The sequence below is a fragment of the Streptomyces sp. NPDC001108 genome (assembly GCF_053598535.1).
The window spans coordinates 35,065-52,508 of sequence record NZ_JBSFKL010000015.1; the positions used below are offsets into that span (position 1 = coordinate 35,065).

The window sequence follows — 17,444 nt, forward strand, 5'->3', positions numbered from 1 at the left end:
GAGGCACCCGGAGCCGTTCATCTCCCCGCTGCGGCCCGTCAGGGCCGGGGCTCCCGGTGCCTCTCCTGTCGCGTCGGGGCTCGGAGCCTGCCGGGCGCCTCCGGCCGGCCGAAGGTCACCCGGCAGGCTCTCAGTCGCCCCGGGCCGCCGCCGTAGATCCCCGTACCACCAGCTCCGGCTGGAACACGTACTCCGTGCGCTGCACGGGGCTGCCGGCGATCTCCTCCAGCAGGGCGCCGACCGCGGCCGCCGCCATCGCCTGCACCGGCTGGCGCACCGTCGTCAGCGGCGGGTCGGTGAACGCGATCAGCTGCGAGTCGTCGAAGCCCACCACCGACACGTCGCGCGGCACCCCGAGCCCCCGCTCCCGGGCCGCGCGCACCACGCCCAGCGCCATCAGGTCGCTGCCGCAGACGATGCCCGTACAGCCTCGGTCGAGCAGGGCGCCCGCCGCCACCTGGCCGCCCTCGACGCTGAACAGCGTGGGGCAGACCAGCAGTTCGGCCTCGGCGCGGTCCAGGCCCAGCAGGCTCACCGAGGCGTCGAGGAAGCCCTCGCGCTTGCGGCGGGAGGGGACGTAGCGCTGCGGCCCGATCGCCAGCCCGACCCGGCTGTGCCCGAGGTCGGCGAGGTGCCCGACCGCCATCCGCACGGCCGCGGCGTCGTCGGGCGAGACGAACGGGGCGCTGATCCGGTCGTTGTAGCCGTTGATCAGGACGAACGGCACGCCGCGGTCGGTGAGCGCGGCGTACCGGGCCGGGTCGGCCGACAGGTCGGCGTGCAGCCCGGAGAGGAAGACGATCCCGTCGACGCCGCGCTCCACGAGCTGTTCGACCAGCTCGTCCTCGGTGGCGCCGCCGGGAAGCTGGGTGCAGAGCACCGGGGTGTAGCCGTGTCCGGCGAGCATCTGCTCCACGGCCTGCGCGAACGCCGGGAAGATCGGGTTGGTGAGCTCGGGGGTCACCAGCCCGATCAGCCCGGCGCTGCGCCTGCGCAGCCGGACGGGGCGTTCGTAGCCGAGGATGTCGAGCGCCGCGAGCACCCGCTGGCGGGTGGGGTCCGCGACGCCCGGCTTCCCGTTGAGCACCCGGCTGACGGTCGCCTCGCTGACCGCCGCCTGGCCGGCGATGTCCGAGAGTCTCGGCGCACCGCCGGCCGGGGGGCCGCTCCGGGGCGGGGGGACGGTCACACCGTCCACCACACCGTGGTGTCCGCGGGCAGCTCGATCGCGTCGCCGTCGACGGCGACCGGGGCACTGGACAGCAGGACGTTGCCGGGCGCCGCCAGGCGGACCGGGGCGCCGGTGGTGTTGACGGTGCAGACGAAGCCGGGGCGCGCGAAGACCAGCAGCCCCTCGGGGGCGTCCTGCCACTGGACCGCGTCCCCGGCGCCGAGGCCGGGGTGGGCCCGGCGGGCGGCGATGGCGGCCCGGTAGAGCTCCAGGGTGGAGCCGGCCACGCCGGTCTGCGCCTCGACGCTCAGCCCGCCCCAGCTGTCGGGCTGGGGCAGCCAGCTGCCGCCGTCACCGAAGCCGTACGAGCTGCCCTCGCGGGTCCACGGGATCGGCACCCGGCAGCCGTCGCGGAAGCCGTCCTGGCCCTCGGCGCGGAAGAACGACGGGTCCTGGCGGACCTCGTCGGGCAGGTCGGTGACGTCGGGCAGGCCCAGCTCCTCGCCCTGGTAGACGTAGGCGGAGCCGGGCAGGGCCAGCATCAGCAGGGTGGCGGCGCGGGCGCGGCGCAGCCCGAGTCCGCGGTCGCCGGGGGTGCGGATCTGGGTGCCGAGGCCGGGCGGGTTCGCGAAGCGGGTGGCGTGCCGGGTCACGTCGTGGTTGGAGAGCACCCAGGTGGTGGGGGCGCCGACCGGGCGCATCGCGTCGAGCGAGGCGTCGATGACGGTGCGCAGCTCGGCGGCGTCCCAGGCGGTCCCGAGGTACTGGAAGTTGAACGCCTGGTGCATCTCGTCGGGGCGCACGTAGTTGGCGGTGCGCTCGACGGTGGGCGTCCACGCCTCGGCGACGAGGATCCTGGCGCCGGGGTACTCGTCGAGGATGGTGCGCCAGGAGCGGTAGATCGCGTGGACACCGTCCTGGTCGAAGAACGGCATGACGTCGTTGCCGAGCAGCTTGAGCTGGTCGTGGCTGCCGAGGTCGGGCAGTCCGGCGGCCTTGACCAGGCCGTGGGCGACGTCGACCCGGAAGCCGTCGACGCCCATGTCGAGCCAGAACCGCAGGATGGAGCGGAACTCGTCGGCGACGGCCGGGTGTTCCCAGTTGAAGTCGGGCTGCTCGGGGGCGAAGAGGTGGAGGTACCAGTCGCCGGGGGTGCCGTCCGGGTCGGTGGTCCGGGTCCAGGCGGGGCCGCCGAAGACGGACTCCCAGTCGTTGGGCGGGAGTTCGCCGTTCTCGCCCTTGCCGGGGCGGAAGTGGTAGCGGTCGCGCAGGGCGGAGCCGGGGCCCTCGGCCAGGGCGCGGCGGAACCACGCGTGGCGGTCCGAGGAGTGGTTGGGCACCAGGTCCACGATGATCCGCAGGCCCAGGTCGTGGGCGTCGCGGATCAGCGCGTCGGCGTCCGGCAGGGTGCCGAACATCGGGTCGATGGCCCGGTAGTCGGCGACGTCGTAGCCCGCGTCGGCCTGCGGGGAGGCGTAGAACGGGCTGAGCCAGACCGCGTCCACACCGAGGTCCCTGAGGTACGGGAGTCTGCCGCGGACACCGGTGAGGTCGCCCATGCCGTCGCCGTTGCCGTCGGCGAAGCTCCGCGGATAGACCTGGTAGATCACCGCGTCCTGCCACCAGCCGGTCTGGTGGGCCGGAGCGGCGCCGGACGTGCCGGTGACGGGGGCAGCGAGGTGCTGGGTCATGTCGTCCCTGAGGTGTCGGGGTGGGTGGCGGCGCCGGGACCGGGGTCGGACACCGGCGGCCGCCGTGACTTGGTGCGTGCGGGTCGTGCGAGGGCCCTGCCGGCTCGGTTCAGCCCTTGACGGCTCCGGCGGACATGCCGGTGACCAGGTGGCGCTGGGCGAAGAGGAAGACCAGGGCCGCGGGTATCGCGATCAGCACGGACGCCGCGGTCATCGGGCCCCACTGGGCCCCGTACTGGTTGACGAACTTCTGCAGTCCGCCGGCGAGCGTCAGGTTCTCGTCGCCGACCATGAAGGCCGAGGCGTACGCCACCTCGCCCCAGGCGGTGATGAAGGAGTAGAAGGCGGTGACGGCGAGTCCCGGCTTGGCGAGCGGCAGGATGAGCCGCCAGAAGGTGCCGAACGGGGTGAGGCCGTCGACCTGGCCGGACTCGTCGATCTCGCGCGGGATGGTGTCGAAGAAGCCCTTCATCATCCAGGCGCAGAACGGCACCGAGATGGTGAGGTAGGTGATGACGAGCCCGGCCGGCTGGTTGATCAGGCCGATGCTCGACATGATGTTGTAGATCGGCACGATGAGGACGGCGACCGGGAACATCTGGGTGATGAGCAGGGTCCACATCAGCCCGCGCTTGCCGGGGAAGCGGAAGCGGCTGACCGCGTAGCCGGTGGTCGCGGAGACGAAGACGCCGAGGACGGTGGTGAGACCCGCGATGACCACGGAGTTGCCGAACCAGGTCAGGAACTCGGTGTCCCGGATCAGGTTCGTGTAGTTCTCGAACGTCGTCTCTTTGAAGAAGTCGGTGGTCGTGGCGTACTTCGCCGGCTTCAGCGAGGTCAGCAGGACCCAGAGCACGGGGAAGACCGCGATGACGGACGCGGCGATCAGCGTGAGGTGCAGGGCCACGGAGGCGACCGGCGAGCGCTCCCCGCGCCGCCGGGGCCGGCGGGCGGGGCGCCGTGCGGTGGTGGTGGTCGGTGCGGCGGTGGTCACCAGTTGTCTCCCTGCGTGCGGAGCACTCGCCGGTAGACCACGGCGAAGAGCATCAGGAGGACGAGGATCAGCACGCCCCAGGTGGAGGACTGCGCGAAGTCGCGCGGGCTGATCTCGAAGGAGAATTTGTACGCCTGGGTCACCAGGATCTGGGTGGACTCCCCCGGTCCCCCGCGGGTCAGCAGGAAGATCACCGGGAACATGTTGAACGTCCAGATGGTGGAGAGCAGGGTCACCGTGGCGGAGACCGGGCGCAGTCCGGGCAGGGTGACGTGGCGGAAGCGCTGCCACGCGGTCGCGCCGTCCATCTCGGCGGCCTCGTACTGTTCGGCGGGTATGGACTGCAGTCCGCCCAGCAGCGCCACCATGATGAAGGGGACGCCGAGCCAGACGTTGACGGCGATGACGGAGAACTTGGCCCAGGTGGGGTCGTTCAGCCACGGGATGCCGTCGATGCCGACGCCGCCGAGGATCTTGTTGAGCAGGCCGCGCTCCTCGTTGTAGAGGAAACGCCAGGCGAAGACGGAGACGAACCCGGGGATGGCCCAGGGCAGGATCAGGGCCATCCGGTAGGCGGAGCGGCCGGCGATCCTGCGGTTGAGGATGTTGGCGAGCGCCATGCCCAGGCAGAAGGTGATGCCCACGCAGGAGACCGTCCACACCAGCGTCCAGCCGAGCGTGCCGAGGAACTGACCTCCGGTCAGGGCGTCGCGGTAGTTGTCCAGACCCACGAACTTGTACGTGGCGGGCATCTCGTTGACGCCGATGGACCGGGCGACGTTGCGCTCGTTGGCGTCGGTCAGCGACAGCCAGATACCGCGGACCAGGGGGTAGCCGATGATCACGCCGATCACGACGACGACCGGGGCCACCATGGTCCAGGCGTACCAGTGGACCGAAAGGGCCCGCCGGAGCCTGCTCGGCGGCGGGGGGTTACCAGTACCGCGGCTCCGGCCGCGGGCGACGTCGTCGCCCGCGGCCTTCGCCACCGACTGGCTGGTGTGGACAGCCATCAGCCGGCCTGCCTTCCTGGGTTACTTCCAGTCCTTGAGGAGCTTGCGGTAGGAGTCACCGGTCGCCTTGGCGGCCTTCTCCGGCGTGGTCTGGCCGGTGAGGACCTTGGTGTACTCGGTGTTCAGCGGGGCGAAGAGGCTGCCGGTCTCCGGGATCCAGGGACGCTCGACGGCGGTCTCGACGACCGGCTTGAAGAACTGGACGATCTCGCTGTCCACGGCCTGCTGCTTGGCGTACGCGGCGTTGCGGGTCGGCAGCAGGTTCAGCTCGCCGGCGACCTGCGCCTGGGACTCGACGGAGGTCATGTACTCGACGAAGGCGTAGGAGGCGTCGAGGTTCTTGGAACCGGCGTAGACGGCGAGGTTGTGACCGCCCTGCGGGGCGCCCTGGGCGGCGGAACCGGCCGGGACCGGGGCGATGCCCAGGTTCTCCTTGTCGGTGAACTGCTTGCCGGTCAGGGTGTCGGCCACGGCCCAGGGGCCGTTGACCATCATCGCGACGTCGCCGTTCTTGAACGACTGCATCATGTTCTCCCAGCCGTCCGTGGCGTCGGTCTTGGCCGCCCCGGAGTCGACGAGGTCCTTCACGACGCCGAACGCCTTGACGCCCGCCGCGTTGTCGACGGTGATCTTCTTGGCACCCGCGTCGACCAGGTCGCCGCCCTCGCCGTACAGGAAGGAGAGGAAGTAGTACGAGTCGTCGCCGCGCAGGTAGAGGCCGGTCTTGCCGGTCTTGTCCTTGATCTTCTTGGCGACGGTCTTGAGGTCGTTGACGGTCGCGGGCGGCTCGACGCCGGCGTCCTTGAACATCTTCTTGTTGTAGAAGATCCCCATGGAGTCGATGACCTGCGGCACCGCGTACGTCTTGCCGTTGTACTTGGTGGAGGCGGCGGCCTGCTTCATGAAGTCGTCCGCGTTCTTCAGCGCGGGGGTGCCGTCGAGCGGGGCGAGGTAGCCGAGGTCGGCGAACTCGGGCGTCCAGGCGACCTCGGAGCGGATGACGTCCGGGGCGCCGGAGCCGGCCTGCGCGGCGTTCTTGAACTTGTTCTGCGCCTCGCCGAAGGGGACGTTGACGTACTTGACCTTGACCTTCGGGTGCTGCTTGGTGAAGCCCTCGGCGATCTTCTTGAAGACCTTGTCCTCACTGCCCACGCTCGACGTGTCCCACCACGTCACGGTGCCGGAGAGCTCGCCCGAGCCGTTGCTCGTGCCCCCCTCGTCGTCGCTGCCGCAGGCGGTCGCCGCGAACGCCAGGGCCGCGACCAGGGCGGTGGCCGTTATGCCACGTCGCATCTGAACTCCTTCAACTGCCGAACCGCTCCGTCGCGGCGCCGGGTCGACGAGAACGTAACAAGGATGAAAGAACGCCGAAAGAGTTTGCGGAAGATTTCTGCAAGCTCCGACGATCGTTACATTCGCGTGTCCTCACGGTTGCCGTCAAGCCTCTTGACGGAAGAGGTCACACCCTGGCAACGGCAGGCCATGCCCCGGAGTCACGGGGCACGGCCCTCGGCCCGACGGCCCTGGAACCGCCCCGCAAGACCTTGCAAGACATTGCCGGATCCCTCACCCGAACCGCCGTACGAACCCGGCCCGGCGCCCCGCCCCGGCCCCTGGTGGGCAATCCGACACCCGCCCGGTACAGTCCACTTCCATGACCGCAAGGCTTGCCGATATCGCAGCTCAGGCGGGGGTCAGCGAAGCGACGGTCAGCCGCGTACTGAACGGCAAGCCCGGTGTAGCAGCGGCCACCCGCGAATCCGTTCTCGCCGCCCTCGACGTCCTCGGCTACGAGCGCCCCGTGCGACTGCGCCGGCGCAGCGCCGGTCTGGTGGGCCTGATCACGCCGGAGCTGGAGAACCCGATCTTCCCCGCCCTGGCCCAGGTGATCGGCCAGGCGCTGACCCGGCAGGGCTACACCCCGGTGCTGGCGACCCAGACCCCCGGCGGCTCCACCGAGGACGAGTTGACCGAGATGCTGGTCGACCGCGGCGTGGCGGGCATCATCTTCGTCTCCGGGCTGCACGCCGACACCTCGGCGGACATGCGGCGCTACGAACAACTGCGGGCCAAGGGCGTTCCCTTCGTCCTGGTCAACGGCTTCGCCCCGGAGGTCCGGGCGCCGTTCATCTCGCCGGACGACCGGGCGGCGATGCGGCTCGCGGTGACGCACCTGGTGTCGCTGGGGCACCAGCGGATCGGGCTGGCGGTCGGCCCGAAGCGGTTCGTGCCGGTGCTCCGCAAGATCGAGGGCTTCCGCGCCACCCTGCAGGAGCAGTTGGGCCTCGGGCCGGACGCGGCGGAAGAGCTGATCCAGCATTCGCTGTTCACTCTGGAGGGTGGCCAGGCGGCGGCCTCGGCGCTGATAGAGCGGGGCTGCACGGCGGTGGTGTGCGCGAGCGACATGATGGCGCTCGGCGCGATCCGGGCGGCCCGCCGGGCCGGGCTGGAGGTGCCGCGCGACCTGTCGGTGGTCGGCTACGACGACTCGCCGCTCATAGCGTTCACCGACCCGCCGCTGACCACGATCCGCCAGCCGGTCACGGCGATGGGCCAGGCCGCCGTACGCACCCTGCTGGAGGAGGTCGGCGGCACCCCGGCCCCGCACAGCGAGTTCGTCTTCATGCCCGAGCTGGTCGTCCGCGGCTCGACGGCCGCGGGCCCGGGACCCGCCCCGGCCACCGCCGTCTGACGGCCCTCGCGGGGGCCGGCGGCACCGGCACCCGACCCGCCCAGCATCCCACGCGCGCCCCCGTTCCGCAGTTCGCGGACGGGGGCCTTCTCCCGTGCGCCCCGACTCTCCCCCGCCTCCCCTGACCCGCCGGAGGATCGTCGGGCGGAAAGGCGTTTTCTGGCAGACTCTATGCCTATGGGTGAATTGAGCGTGATGCCACAGGAAGGCCGGTCGGAGGGGCGTTCCCCGCGCCCCTTCCGCTCCCTCCGCCCCTCCCACCGGCTCCGTGCCCCCCGTCGGCCGCGCGTCTGGTTCGAAATCCTGCTCGTCGCGGCCAGTTACTGGCTGTACTCACTGGTCCGCAACGCCGTTCCGGAGCAGCGGGCCGAGGCCCTGCGCAACGCCGACCGGATCTGGTCGGCCGAGCGGCGTCTGGGCATCGCCGTCGAACAGTCCGTCAACCACGCGGTGAACTCCGTGACATGGCTGATCGTCTCGATGAACTACTACTACGCGACGCTGCACTTCGTCGTCACGGTCTGTGTGCTGGTGTGGCTGTTCCACCGCCACCCCGGCCGTTACGCGGCGGCCCGGCTGACCCTGTTCGCGGCGACGGGCGCGGCGCTGCTCGGTTACTACCTGTATCCGCTCGCACCGCCCCGGTTGATGGCCGGCGGCCACTTCGTCGACACCGTGCTGGTCCACCACACCTGGGGTTCGATGGCCTCGGGCAACTTCAAGAACATGTCGAACCAGTACGCGGCGATGCCCTCGATGCACATCGGCTGGTCGCTCTGGTGCGGGCTGACGGTGTTCGCGCTGGTCTCCGCACCCTGGGCGCGGATCCTGGCCCTGCTGTACCCGGCCCTCACCCTGGCCGTCATCGTGTCGACCGCCAACCACTTCTGGCTGGACGCGCTGGGCGGCATGGCCTGCCTGGCCTTCGGCTACGCGGTGTCGTACGCCTGGTACGGATCGCTGCCGCACCATCTCGCGAAGCGGGTACCGGTGCCGGGAGGCCGGGCCCGGCTGGCCGGTATCTCCTCGGCGGCGCCCGCCCGGACGCGGCGCCCGGCCCCGGAACCGGCGGGCCCGCCGCAGGGCCGGTAGCGGCGGGGCCGCGCACGGTCCGCGCCCCGGCGCTCACGCCCCGTAGAAGCGCTCCTCCACCACCGCGCGGGCCCGCCGGGTGATCCGCCGGTAGTCGTCGAGCATGTCCCCGACGTGGCCCGGCTCGTACCCCAGGTACCGGCCGACCGCGGTCAGTTCGCGCGGGCCGGACGGGAAGGTGTCGCCCGGCCGGCCGCGCACCAGCATCACCGCGTTGCGCACCCGGGTGGCCAGCAGCCACGCCTCGTCCAGGATCGCGGCCTCCTCCCCCGGGATCAGACCGGCCGCGCAGGCCGCCGCCAGGGCCTCGCGGGTCCGGGTGGTGCGCAGTCCGGGCAACCGCCAGCCGTGCTGCATCTGCATCAGCTGGACCGTCCACTCGACATCGCTCAGCCCGCCGCGCCCCAGCTTGGTGTGGAGCGTGGGGTCGGCGCCGCGCGGCATCCGCTCGGACTCCATCCGGGCCTTCAGCCGGCGGATCTCGCGGACCGCGTCCTCCCCCAGCCCCTCCATCGGGTACCGCAGCGGGTCGATCAGCTCGATGAACCCGCGCCCCAGGTCCGCGTCGCCCGCGACCGGCTCCGCGCGCAGCAGCGCCTGGGCCTCCCAGACCAGCGCCCACCGGCGGTAGTAGGCGTCGTAGGACCGCAGGGTACGGACCATCGGGCCGTTCTTGCCCTCCGGGCGCAGATCCGCGTCGATGATCAACGGCGGGTCCGCGGTCGGAAGTTGGAGCAGTCTGCGCATCTCGGAGACCACCGCGTTCGCCGCCCGGGCCGCCTCCTGCTCGTCGACGCCCTCGCGCGGCGCGTGGACGAACAGCACATCGGCGTCGGAGCCGTAGCTCAGCTCGTGGCCGCCGAACCGGCCCATGCCGATGACCGCGAACCGGGTGGGCAGGGTGTCCCCCCACTGGGCGCGGACGGCGGCGCGCAGGGCGCCCGCGATGGTGACGGCGGTGAGATCGGTGACCGCGTCGCCCACCCGGTCGACGAGCGGACCGGGGTCCTCCTCGGCCGGGTTCTCCTCCGTGCCGTACGAGCCGATCAGGTCGGCGGCCGTGGTCCGGAACAGCTCGCGCCGCCGCACCCCGCGCACCACCGCCACGGCGGTCTCCGCCCCTTCCGCGCGCCCCACCGCGGCCAGCACCTCCTGCTCCAGGTGCTCCCGGGTGCGCGGGCGCAGCCCCTGCGGGTCACCGAGGAGCGCCACCGCCTCCGGGGCCCGCAGCAGCAGGTCGGGGGCGAGCCGCCCGGCCGACAGCACCCGCGCCAGGTTCTCCGCCGCCGCCCCCTCGTCCCGCAGCAGCCGCAGGTACCAGGGGGTCTTGCCCAGCGCGTCGGAGACCTTGCGGAAGCCGAGCAGCCCGGCGTCCGGGTCGGCGGAGTCCGCGAACCAGCCGAGCAGCACGGGCAGCAGCGTGCGCTGGATGGCGGCCTTGCGGGACACCCCGGACGACAGCGCCTCCAGATGGCGCAGCGCGGCGGCCGGGTCGGCGTAGCCGAGGGCTTCGAGCCGGTGCCCGGCGGCCTTGGCGCTGAGCCGGGTCTCGCCGGGGGCGAGCTGGGCGACGGCGTCGAGCAGCGGCCGGTAGAAGAGCTTCTCGTGCAGCCGCCGCACCACCGAGGCGTGCCGCTTCCACGCCTGGTTGAGTTCGGTGATCGGGTCGGTGCGCATCCCGAGGGAGCGGCCGATCCGCCGCAGGTCGGGGGCGTCCTCCGGGACGAGGTGGGTGCGGCGCAGCCGGTGGAGCTGGATGCGGTGCTCCATGGCGCGCAGGAAGCGGTAGGCGTCGTCGAGCTGGGCGGCGTCCACCCGGCCGACGTAGCCGCCCTCGGCGAGCGCGGCCAGCGCCTTCAGGGTGGTGCCGCTGCGCAGGGTGGTGTCGCTGCGGCCGTGCACCAGCTGGAGGAGCTGTACGGCGAACTCGACGTCCCGCAGCCCGCCGGGGCCGAGCTTGAGCTCCCGGTCGACCCGGTCGGCGGGGATGTTGTCGACGACCCGGCGGCGCATCCGCTGGACGTCGGGGACGAAGTTCTCCCGGTCCGCGGCCTGCCAGACCAGCGGCGACACGGCCTCGACGTACTCCGCGCCGAGCTCCGGGTCGCCGGCGACCGGGCGGGCCTTGAGGAGCGCCTGGAACTCCCAGGTCTTGGCCCAGCGCTGGTAGTACGCGAGGTGCGAGGAGAGCGTGCGCACCAGGGGGCCGTTGCGGCCCTCGGGGCGGAGGTTGGCGTCGACCGGCCAGATGGTGCCCTCGACGGTGGTGTCGGAGCAGATCCGCATCATGTGGGCGGCCAGCCGGGTGGCGGCCTGCACGGCCTCGCCCTCCTCGAAGCCGTCGGCCGCCTCCGCGACGAAGATGACGTCGACGTCGGAGACGTAGTTCAGCTCGTGGCCGCCGCACTTGCCCATCGCGATGACGGCGAGCCGGCAGCGGGCCGCGTCCTCGGGCGCGGCCGTACGGGCGAGGGCGAGCGCCGCCCGCAGCGTCGCGGTGGCCAGGTCGGCCAGTTCGGCGGCGGCCTCCGCGACGTCGGTGGTGCCGCACACGTCGCGGGCGGCTATGGCCAGCAGGCAGCGGCGGTAGGCGACGCGCAGGGCGTCGGGGTCGTCGGCCCCGGCGAGCCCCTCCTCGAACTCGGCCACGCCGGGGTGCAGGTCGGCGGCCTCGTACGTGGCCAGGGCCTGCCAGTCGCGGGGGTGGCGGGCGAGGTGGTCGCCGAGCGCCTCGGAGGCGCCGAGCACCCCGAGCAGCCGGTCGCGGAGCGGCTTGGCGGTGATCAGGGTGTCGAGCAGCATCCGCCGCCCGTCCGGGGTCTCGGCCTCGACGATCCGGACCAGGCCGTGCAGGGCCAGATCGGGGTCGGCGGTGGCGCCGAGCGCTTCGAGCAGCACCGGGTCGGAGCGGACCGAGGACAGCTCGGGCTGGTCGAGCAGGCGCTCGGCGGTGGAGGGGTCGGTGAACCCGTGCCGCAGCAATCGGGTGAACGTGCTGCTCCTGCGCCCCGGCGCTGTCGTCATTACGTGCTCTCCCGATCCGCCGCCCACACACCGTCCAGCGGTCCCGAGCCTAAGGGATGTCGACGGGGCGGGTCGCGAGGACGACGGTGGCGTACAGCTCGTCGGAGGCGGCCACCCGGGTGGTCAGGCCGTGCCGGGCGAGGGTCTCCTCGGCGCGGGCGGCCTGCCGTTCGCTGGTCTCGACGAGCAGATGGCCGCCGGGGGCCAGCCAGTGCGGGGCCCCGGCGGCGACCCGGCGCAGGACGTCGAGGCCGTCCGGTCCCCCGTCGAGCGCCACCCGGGGTTCGTGGACGCGGGCCTCGGGCGGGAGCAGCCCGACGTCGTCCGTGGGCACGTACGGCACGTTGGCGAGCAGGATCTCCACCCGGCCGCGCAGGGTCGTGGGGAGCGGTTCGAAGAGGTCGCCCTCGTACACCCGGCCCGTACCGGTGAGGTTGCGGCGGGCGCAGCGCACGGCGGCGGGTTCGACGTCGGCGGCGTGCAGTTCGACCGGGCCGGTCCGGGCGGCGAGCGCGGCCCCCAGGGCCCCGGAGCCGCAGCACAGGTCGACGACGACGGCCCCCGGCCGGGCCAGCGCGGCGGCCTGGTGGAGCAGGAACTCGGTGCGGCGGCGGGGTACGAAGACGCCGGGGCCGACGGTGATCCGCAGCCCGTCGAACTCGGCCCAGCCGAGGACGTGTTCCAGCGGGTGGCCGGCCACCCGCTGTCCGACCATGGCCGCGAGGGCGGCGGGGTCACCGGCGGCGGCGAGGATCAGTTCGGCCTCGTCCTCGGCGAAGACGCAGCCGGCGGAGCGCAGGGCGGTGACGACGGTGGAACGGGTGGGCGGAGCGGGGACGAGCGACATGGCGGAGCCTTTCGGGAAGCCGATGGGCGCTCCGCCGGACGGCCCTACCTCGGGTCGGTCGCGCGGTCGCGGGCGGTGAGCACCCAGCCTGGTACAGCGGTAATGGGTCTCACCTCCTCCGGTCGGCCCCCGGGTGGGGACGCGTCACCTTACACCGCGCGCCGGTCCGTGCGCCCCCTCTCCGCCGGTCCGTTCAGCCGGTCACCGCCGCGGGGGACGAGCCTCCTTCGACGGTGAGCCGGGGGGTGCCCGTTCCGTCGGCGGGGACGGTCCAGATGTCGCTCTTGCGGCCGCCGGTGCCGGGCAGGGCGTAGGCGAGGGTGCGGTCGTCCAGCCAGGCGGCCTGGTCGTCGACACCGCGCCGTTCGGCGAGCGGGGTCTCGCGCAGGGTGCGCAGGTCGAGCACGTGGAGCCGCCAGGGCGCGGAGGCGTCGTCGGAGACCTTCTTCTTGAAGGCGAGGCGGGTGTTGTCGGGCGAGAGGGAGGGGCATTCGACGTTCTCCCGCAGCGCCTTGGCCGTCCAGTCCCGCATGTTCCCCTCGACGAGGTAGGTGCGGCCCTTGGTGGAGACGGTGGCGTAGAAGCGGTTGTCGTCGCGGGCGAAGGTGACGCCCCAGTAGTTGACGTCGGGGGCGTGGTAGCGGGCGCCGTCGAGGGTGAGCTGGATGTCCTCGATGGACTTGACGAGGTAGCCGGTGCGCAGGTCGAGGATGGCGGTGCGGGTGGAGAAGGCACTGGTGGCGTACGAGTCGCCGGTGGCGAACACCGTCCAGGACAGCATCCGTCCGGAGGCGGAGACCCGGGCCCGGGTGGGTACCCCGGGCACGGTGATCCGGCGTTTCTCGCGCAACTGCCGGTCGAGGACGACGGCATACGTCCTCGGCAGCACCCCGGGCTTCGCGCGCAGGCAGAGCGCCCCGTCCCCGGCGGCGTAGAAACGGTCGCAGACGGGTCCGCCGGCGGTACGGGCGGCGGAGGCGCGGGTGGCGGTGGTGCGGGCGGCGGTGAGCGGCTGGTGGGCGACGCGTCCGCCGTCGGTGTCCCGGAAGTAGAGGGCGGGCCCGGCGAGGGTGAACGAGGCGTCCGCCCCGTCCTGTGCGCCCCGGGCCCGCTGCTGGGCGTGGAGTACGTAGCCGAGGGAGCCGCTCGCGAGGAGCAGCACCGCGGCCGCCACGACGGCGATCCTCGCCCGGGGCCCCAGCGGGGTCGCGGTGGTCGGGAACCTGGTACTCATGCGGTCCGCCTCTCGGGGGTGGTGGTCTCCGGCCCGCCGGGGGCGGGGGTCGGGGAGGGGGTGCGCGGCAGCAGCGCCCAGCCGCCGACGAGGGCGACGAGCAGCACCGACACCGCGGCCCAAAGCGCGGGCCCGGGCCCCCACAGGGTCCAGGCGGCGCCGAATCCGGCGGCGGCGAGCATCCGGGCCAGGGCCTGGCCGGTCTGGAGCACGGCGAGTCCGCCCGCCCGGCCGTCGGCGGGCAGGACGGGGCCGGCCAGCGCCATCAGGACCCCGTCGGTGGTGGCGTAGAAGACGCCGAGCAGGGCGAGGACGGGCACCAGGAGCAGCGGCGCCGGGCCGCCGAGGGGGGCGAGGAGGGCGACGTACACGCCGAGCAGGGCGAGGTGCCCGTAGAGGAACGGCAGCCGTCGGCCGACCCGGTCGGCGATCCGGCCGGCCGGTACGGCCAGCAGCAGGTAGCAGGCGGCGGCGCCGAGCGGCAGCAGCGGGAACCAGCCGACCGGGAGGGCGAGGCGCTGCTGGAGCAGGAGGTAGACGAAGGAGTCGCCGACGGTGGCCGCGCCGAGCAGGGCGGCCGCCGCGAGGATGCGCCGGAAGGCGGGGTCGCGGAGCGCCTCGAAGGTCTTGCGTCCGCGCCGGGCCCGGGCGGCGGGCCGGGGCGCCGGGCGGGGCGCGGGGTGGTCGGCCGGGACGTAGAGGGCCAGGAGCAGCACGCCGAGCAGCCCGACGCAGAAACTGACGACGAACACCGCGTCGTAGGCATCGGCGGTCGCCCAGAGCAGGGCGAAGGCGGCGAGCGGGCCGAGCAGGGCGCCGGTGGTGTCCATGGCGCGGTGCACGCCGAAGGAGCGGCCGAGGGTCTCGGGCGGACTGCTCAGGGTGATCAGCGCGTCCCGGGGCGCGGTGCGGATGCCCTTGCCGACCCGGTCGGTGGCGAGGGCGGCGGCGATGCCCGCGGTGGCGCCGCCCGCGAGGAGCAGGCCGATCCGGGAGAGGGCGGAGAGGGCGTAGCCGAGGCCGGCGACCCGTTTGTGGCCGCGGCCGTGGTCGGCGGCGTATCCGCCGAGGAGCCGTACGACGGCGGCGACACCGTTGAACAGCCCGTCCAGAAAGCCGAATTGGAGGGGTGAGAGACCGAGTCCGAGGACCAGGTAGAGCGGCAGCACCGCGGTGACCATCTCCGAGGAGATGTCGGTGACGAGGCTGACCGCGCCGAGCGCGAGGACGGTGCCGGGGACGTGCCGGCCCGCTCCGCCGGTGCGGGGCGGGGCCGGCAGGTCCCGGCGGCCTGTGGTCGCCAGGTACATCATCAGTGGCAGGTGTAGTTCGGGCTGGTGTCCTTGGCCTTGCCGTCGGTGCCGACGTAGGACCAGCTGTAGCCGTTGTCGGCGAAGTTCATCTTGAGCACGCCGTACTCACCGCTGATCCGCTTCTGGCTGTTGGGCTGGACCTCCTCGATGGGGTACGGCTCGGCGCCGCCCATCCCGCCGACGATCTCGGTGATGCCGTCGGCGACGGCCTTGCCGTCCGGGTTCTGCGGGGCGAACCGCTCGTAGTGGTGGTCGTGGCCGTTGAGCACGAGGTCGGCCTTGGCACCGTAGAGCAGCTTCCAGACGGGGCGGCTGACGGGGTTGTTGCCGTGTCCGCCGGAGGAGTACAGCGGGTGGTGCCAGTAGGCGGCGATGCAGGACTTGGCGTTCTTGGCGAGGTCGGCCTTGAGCCAGTCGATCTGGGCGGTCTTGTCGAAGGAGTTGGAGTCGAGGGCGATGAAGTGCCAGTTGCCCTCGTCGAAGCTGTAGTAGGTCTTGCCCTGGGGGTAGGCGATGTCGCCGAAGTACGCCTTGTAGCCGGCGAGGGATCCGGCCGGGTCGTAGGTCTCGTGGTTGCCGGGCACCGGGCGGGTCTTGGCCTTGAAGGCGCCCCAGGTCTTGTCGTAGTAGGCGCGGAAGTCGGCGATCCGGGCGTCGTCGTACTGGCTGTCGCCCATGGTCAGGTAGAACTTCGGGTCCATCTTCTGGGCGAGCGCGGCGGTCTTGGGGTGGGCGCAGCCGCTGTCGGAGGCGGTGCACTGGGCGGCGATGTCCCCGGCGGCGACGACGGTGAAGCCGCCGGTCTGCGGGGGCTGGCTGCCGGCGGTGCCGAAGACCTCGACCTCGTACAGCGAGTAGCCGTAGGAGGTGGCGCGGGCGGTGCCGTACACGCGCAGGTAGCGGCCCTTGCCGCTGAGCGCGGTCCAGTCGTCGGTGCCGCCGTCGCCGGCGGTCTCCTCGGCGAGCTTGGTCCAGGTGGAGCCGTCGGCGGAGATCTCGATCCGGTACGCCTTGGCGTACGCGTCCTCCCAGCCGAGCTTCACCCGGCTGACCTGGGCCCCGTCGCCGAGGTCGACGGCGATCCACTGCGGGTCCTTGCCCTCGGCGCTCGCCCAGCGGGTGGCCGGGTCGCCGTCGAAGGCGTTCTGCGGCCCGAGGTCGGAGGTCTCGTCGGAGGAGGAGGTGGCGGTGCGGTCACGGGAGATGAGGGGGTCGGCGGCGCCGGCCCGGTCGGGGTAGGCGAGCAGCAGCCCGCCGACGAGGACGAGTACGGCGGCGACGACCACGCCCACCGTGCGGTGCCGCCCGGGCGGGCGGAGCAAAGCAGAACCGTTCGGTTGCATCCCTGAACTCCTGGCCTGTGGGGGGGGTTGGCGAGAGCTGGGCAGATGTGCGGGTGACCCGCGCCCGGCCCGCGTACGGGCACGTGGGGACGGGGTCGTGGTGGCCGGGCCAGAGCTCTCACTGAGCGCGTCATGCCCGAGGTGCGTCGAACGGAGGGCACCGCGCCGAGCCACCGCCGGGAATGCTAGCGAACAGGAAACTTTCCTACCAGTCCCCCAACAGGCTTACTCGCAGGGCCAGTTCGAGTGTTTCGGCCTGCCGTTCGAGAGCGCCTCGCGGCTGGTCCAGGCGTACGGAAACGCGGTGGGCCGGAGGCGTTGATCACCTCCGGCCCACCGCGGTGCGAGTGGCCGTCGGACCACCAGCAGCAGGTTCTTCAGCTCGAACGCGGCAACCTCGCCGTATTACTCCTCCCGCTCCTGCGGACGCGTCACTCCGAGGGCGAGGCCCCGGGCGTGGGACGCCATGCCGCCGGCCAGGTCACGTCGTGGGCCACGGCCCCCGGCACGCCGAGGCCGGCCCGGGCGTGGGCGACGTAGCGGCTCCGGGCCTCCCGGAAGTCCAGATACGCCTGGTCCCAGTTCTGTTCGACCTCCGTGGCGATGCCCCGGGCCAGGAGCTCCAGCCGCCACAGGCAGTGATCCACGGTCTTGGACGCGGTGTTCGCCTCCGTGTCACCGAGCAGCCCGAGTGTTTCCGACAAGGCGGAGCGCCGGGATTCCAGCTCACCCACCTCCTTCAGAACCTCAGGGGTCGGCTCCAGAGGAATCGGGCCCGATACGAGTCCACGTGCGGCGGCGATCATCTGATAGCGAGCCGCCAGTTCCTTGACGGCATGGGCGTATTCGGCATAGGCGGCCAACCGGCGTTCGTCCCAGCGGACGGCTTGTTGTCTGCGCCATCTCGTCCGCTCGTTCAAACTGCTCACCAGGAAGGACATGACCGCGCCCAGGACCACACCCGCGAGCGGCAATATCTGGCCGGCCAGACTCACCATGAACCCCGATCACCTGACGTTCGAAGCCCTCA

At 72.5% G+C, this 17,444-nt stretch carries 13 protein-coding genes; 2 read left to right on the top strand and 11 right to left on the bottom strand.

Going from position 1 to position 17,444, the window contains the following annotated elements:
- Window positions 1–130 precede the first annotated feature (130 nt).
- From ACWC97_RS27425 to ACWC97_RS27445, 5 genes are all read right to left on the bottom strand, one after another.
- Window positions 131–1,201 (bottom strand): LacI family DNA-binding transcriptional regulator, encoded by a 1,071-nt coding sequence (locus ACWC97_RS27425; RefSeq protein WP_352277644.1) that lies wholly within the window; start codon window positions 1,199–1,201, stop codon window positions 131–133.
- Window positions 1,186–2,862 (bottom strand): glycoside hydrolase family 13 protein, encoded by a 1,677-nt coding sequence (locus ACWC97_RS27430; protein ID WP_352277646.1) that lies wholly within the window; start codon window positions 2,860–2,862, stop codon window positions 1,186–1,188. The genes ACWC97_RS27425 and ACWC97_RS27430 overlap by 16 nt, the downstream gene beginning before the upstream one ends.
- Before the next feature lie 109 nt (window positions 2,863–2,971).
- Window positions 2,972–3,856, bottom strand: coding sequence for a sugar ABC transporter permease (locus ACWC97_RS27435; protein WP_352277647.1), 885 nt, complete (start codon window positions 3,854–3,856; stop codon window positions 2,972–2,974).
- Window positions 3,853–4,869, bottom strand: coding sequence for a carbohydrate ABC transporter permease (locus tag ACWC97_RS27440; protein ID WP_352277648.1), 1,017 nt, complete (start codon window positions 4,867–4,869; stop codon window positions 3,853–3,855). The genes ACWC97_RS27435 and ACWC97_RS27440 overlap by 4 nt, the downstream gene beginning before the upstream one ends.
- A 21-nt stretch (window positions 4,870–4,890) precedes the next feature.
- Complete coding sequence (locus ACWC97_RS27445) at window positions 4,891–6,162, bottom strand: extracellular solute-binding protein (protein ID WP_352277650.1); 1,272 nt, start codon at window positions 6,160–6,162, stop codon at window positions 4,891–4,893.
- Between the two features lie 361 nt (window positions 6,163–6,523).
- On the opposite strand from ACWC97_RS27445, the gene ACWC97_RS27450 reads away from it, so the two are divergent.
- Window positions 6,524–7,561 carry a LacI family DNA-binding transcriptional regulator gene (locus ACWC97_RS27450; protein WP_352277652.1) on the top strand — a complete coding sequence of 346 codons (1,038 nt, stop codon included), beginning with the start codon at window positions 6,524–6,526 and terminating at the stop codon, window positions 7,559–7,561.
- 177 nt (window positions 7,562–7,738) lie between these two features.
- Window positions 7,739–8,653, top strand: coding sequence for a phosphatase PAP2 family protein (locus tag ACWC97_RS27455; protein ID WP_450652135.1), 915 nt, complete (start codon window positions 7,739–7,741; stop codon window positions 8,651–8,653).
- 33 nt (window positions 8,654–8,686) lie between these two features.
- Here the strand turns inward: ACWC97_RS27455 and ACWC97_RS27460 are convergent, their stop codons facing one another.
- From ACWC97_RS27460 to ACWC97_RS27485, 6 genes are all read right to left on the bottom strand, one after another.
- Window positions 8,687–11,677, bottom strand: coding sequence for a bifunctional [glutamine synthetase] adenylyltransferase/[glutamine synthetase]-adenylyl-L-tyrosine phosphorylase (locus ACWC97_RS27460; protein ID WP_450652137.1), 2,991 nt, complete (start codon window positions 11,675–11,677; stop codon window positions 8,687–8,689).
- 49 nt (window positions 11,678–11,726) lie between these two features.
- Window positions 11,727–12,524, bottom strand: a complete 798-nt coding sequence (locus ACWC97_RS27465; RefSeq protein ID WP_352277657.1) for a putative protein N(5)-glutamine methyltransferase — start codon at window positions 12,522–12,524, stop codon at window positions 11,727–11,729.
- Window positions 12,525–12,717: 193 nt separating this feature from the next.
- Window positions 12,718–13,758 carry a TolB family protein gene (locus ACWC97_RS27470; protein ID WP_450652139.1) on the bottom strand — a complete coding sequence of 347 codons (1,041 nt, stop codon included), beginning with the start codon at window positions 13,756–13,758 and terminating at the stop codon, window positions 12,718–12,720.
- Window positions 13,755–15,068, bottom strand: a complete 1,314-nt coding sequence (locus tag ACWC97_RS27475; protein WP_450652265.1) for an MFS transporter — start codon at window positions 15,066–15,068, stop codon at window positions 13,755–13,757. The genes ACWC97_RS27470 and ACWC97_RS27475 overlap by 4 nt, the downstream gene beginning before the upstream one ends.
- A 2-nt stretch (window positions 15,069–15,070) precedes the next feature.
- A complete protein-coding gene (locus tag ACWC97_RS27480) occupies window positions 15,071–16,393 on the bottom strand; it encodes a discoidin domain-containing protein (protein WP_450652141.1) in 1,323 nt (440 codons plus the stop codon).
- 452 nt (window positions 16,394–16,845) lie between these two features.
- The gene (locus ACWC97_RS27485; RefSeq protein ID WP_385204988.1) at window positions 16,846–17,412 is read right to left on the bottom strand and encodes a hypothetical protein; all 567 of its coding nucleotides are present in this window, start codon (window positions 17,410–17,412) and stop codon (window positions 16,846–16,848) included.
- Between the last annotated feature and the right edge of the window lie 32 nt (window positions 17,413–17,444).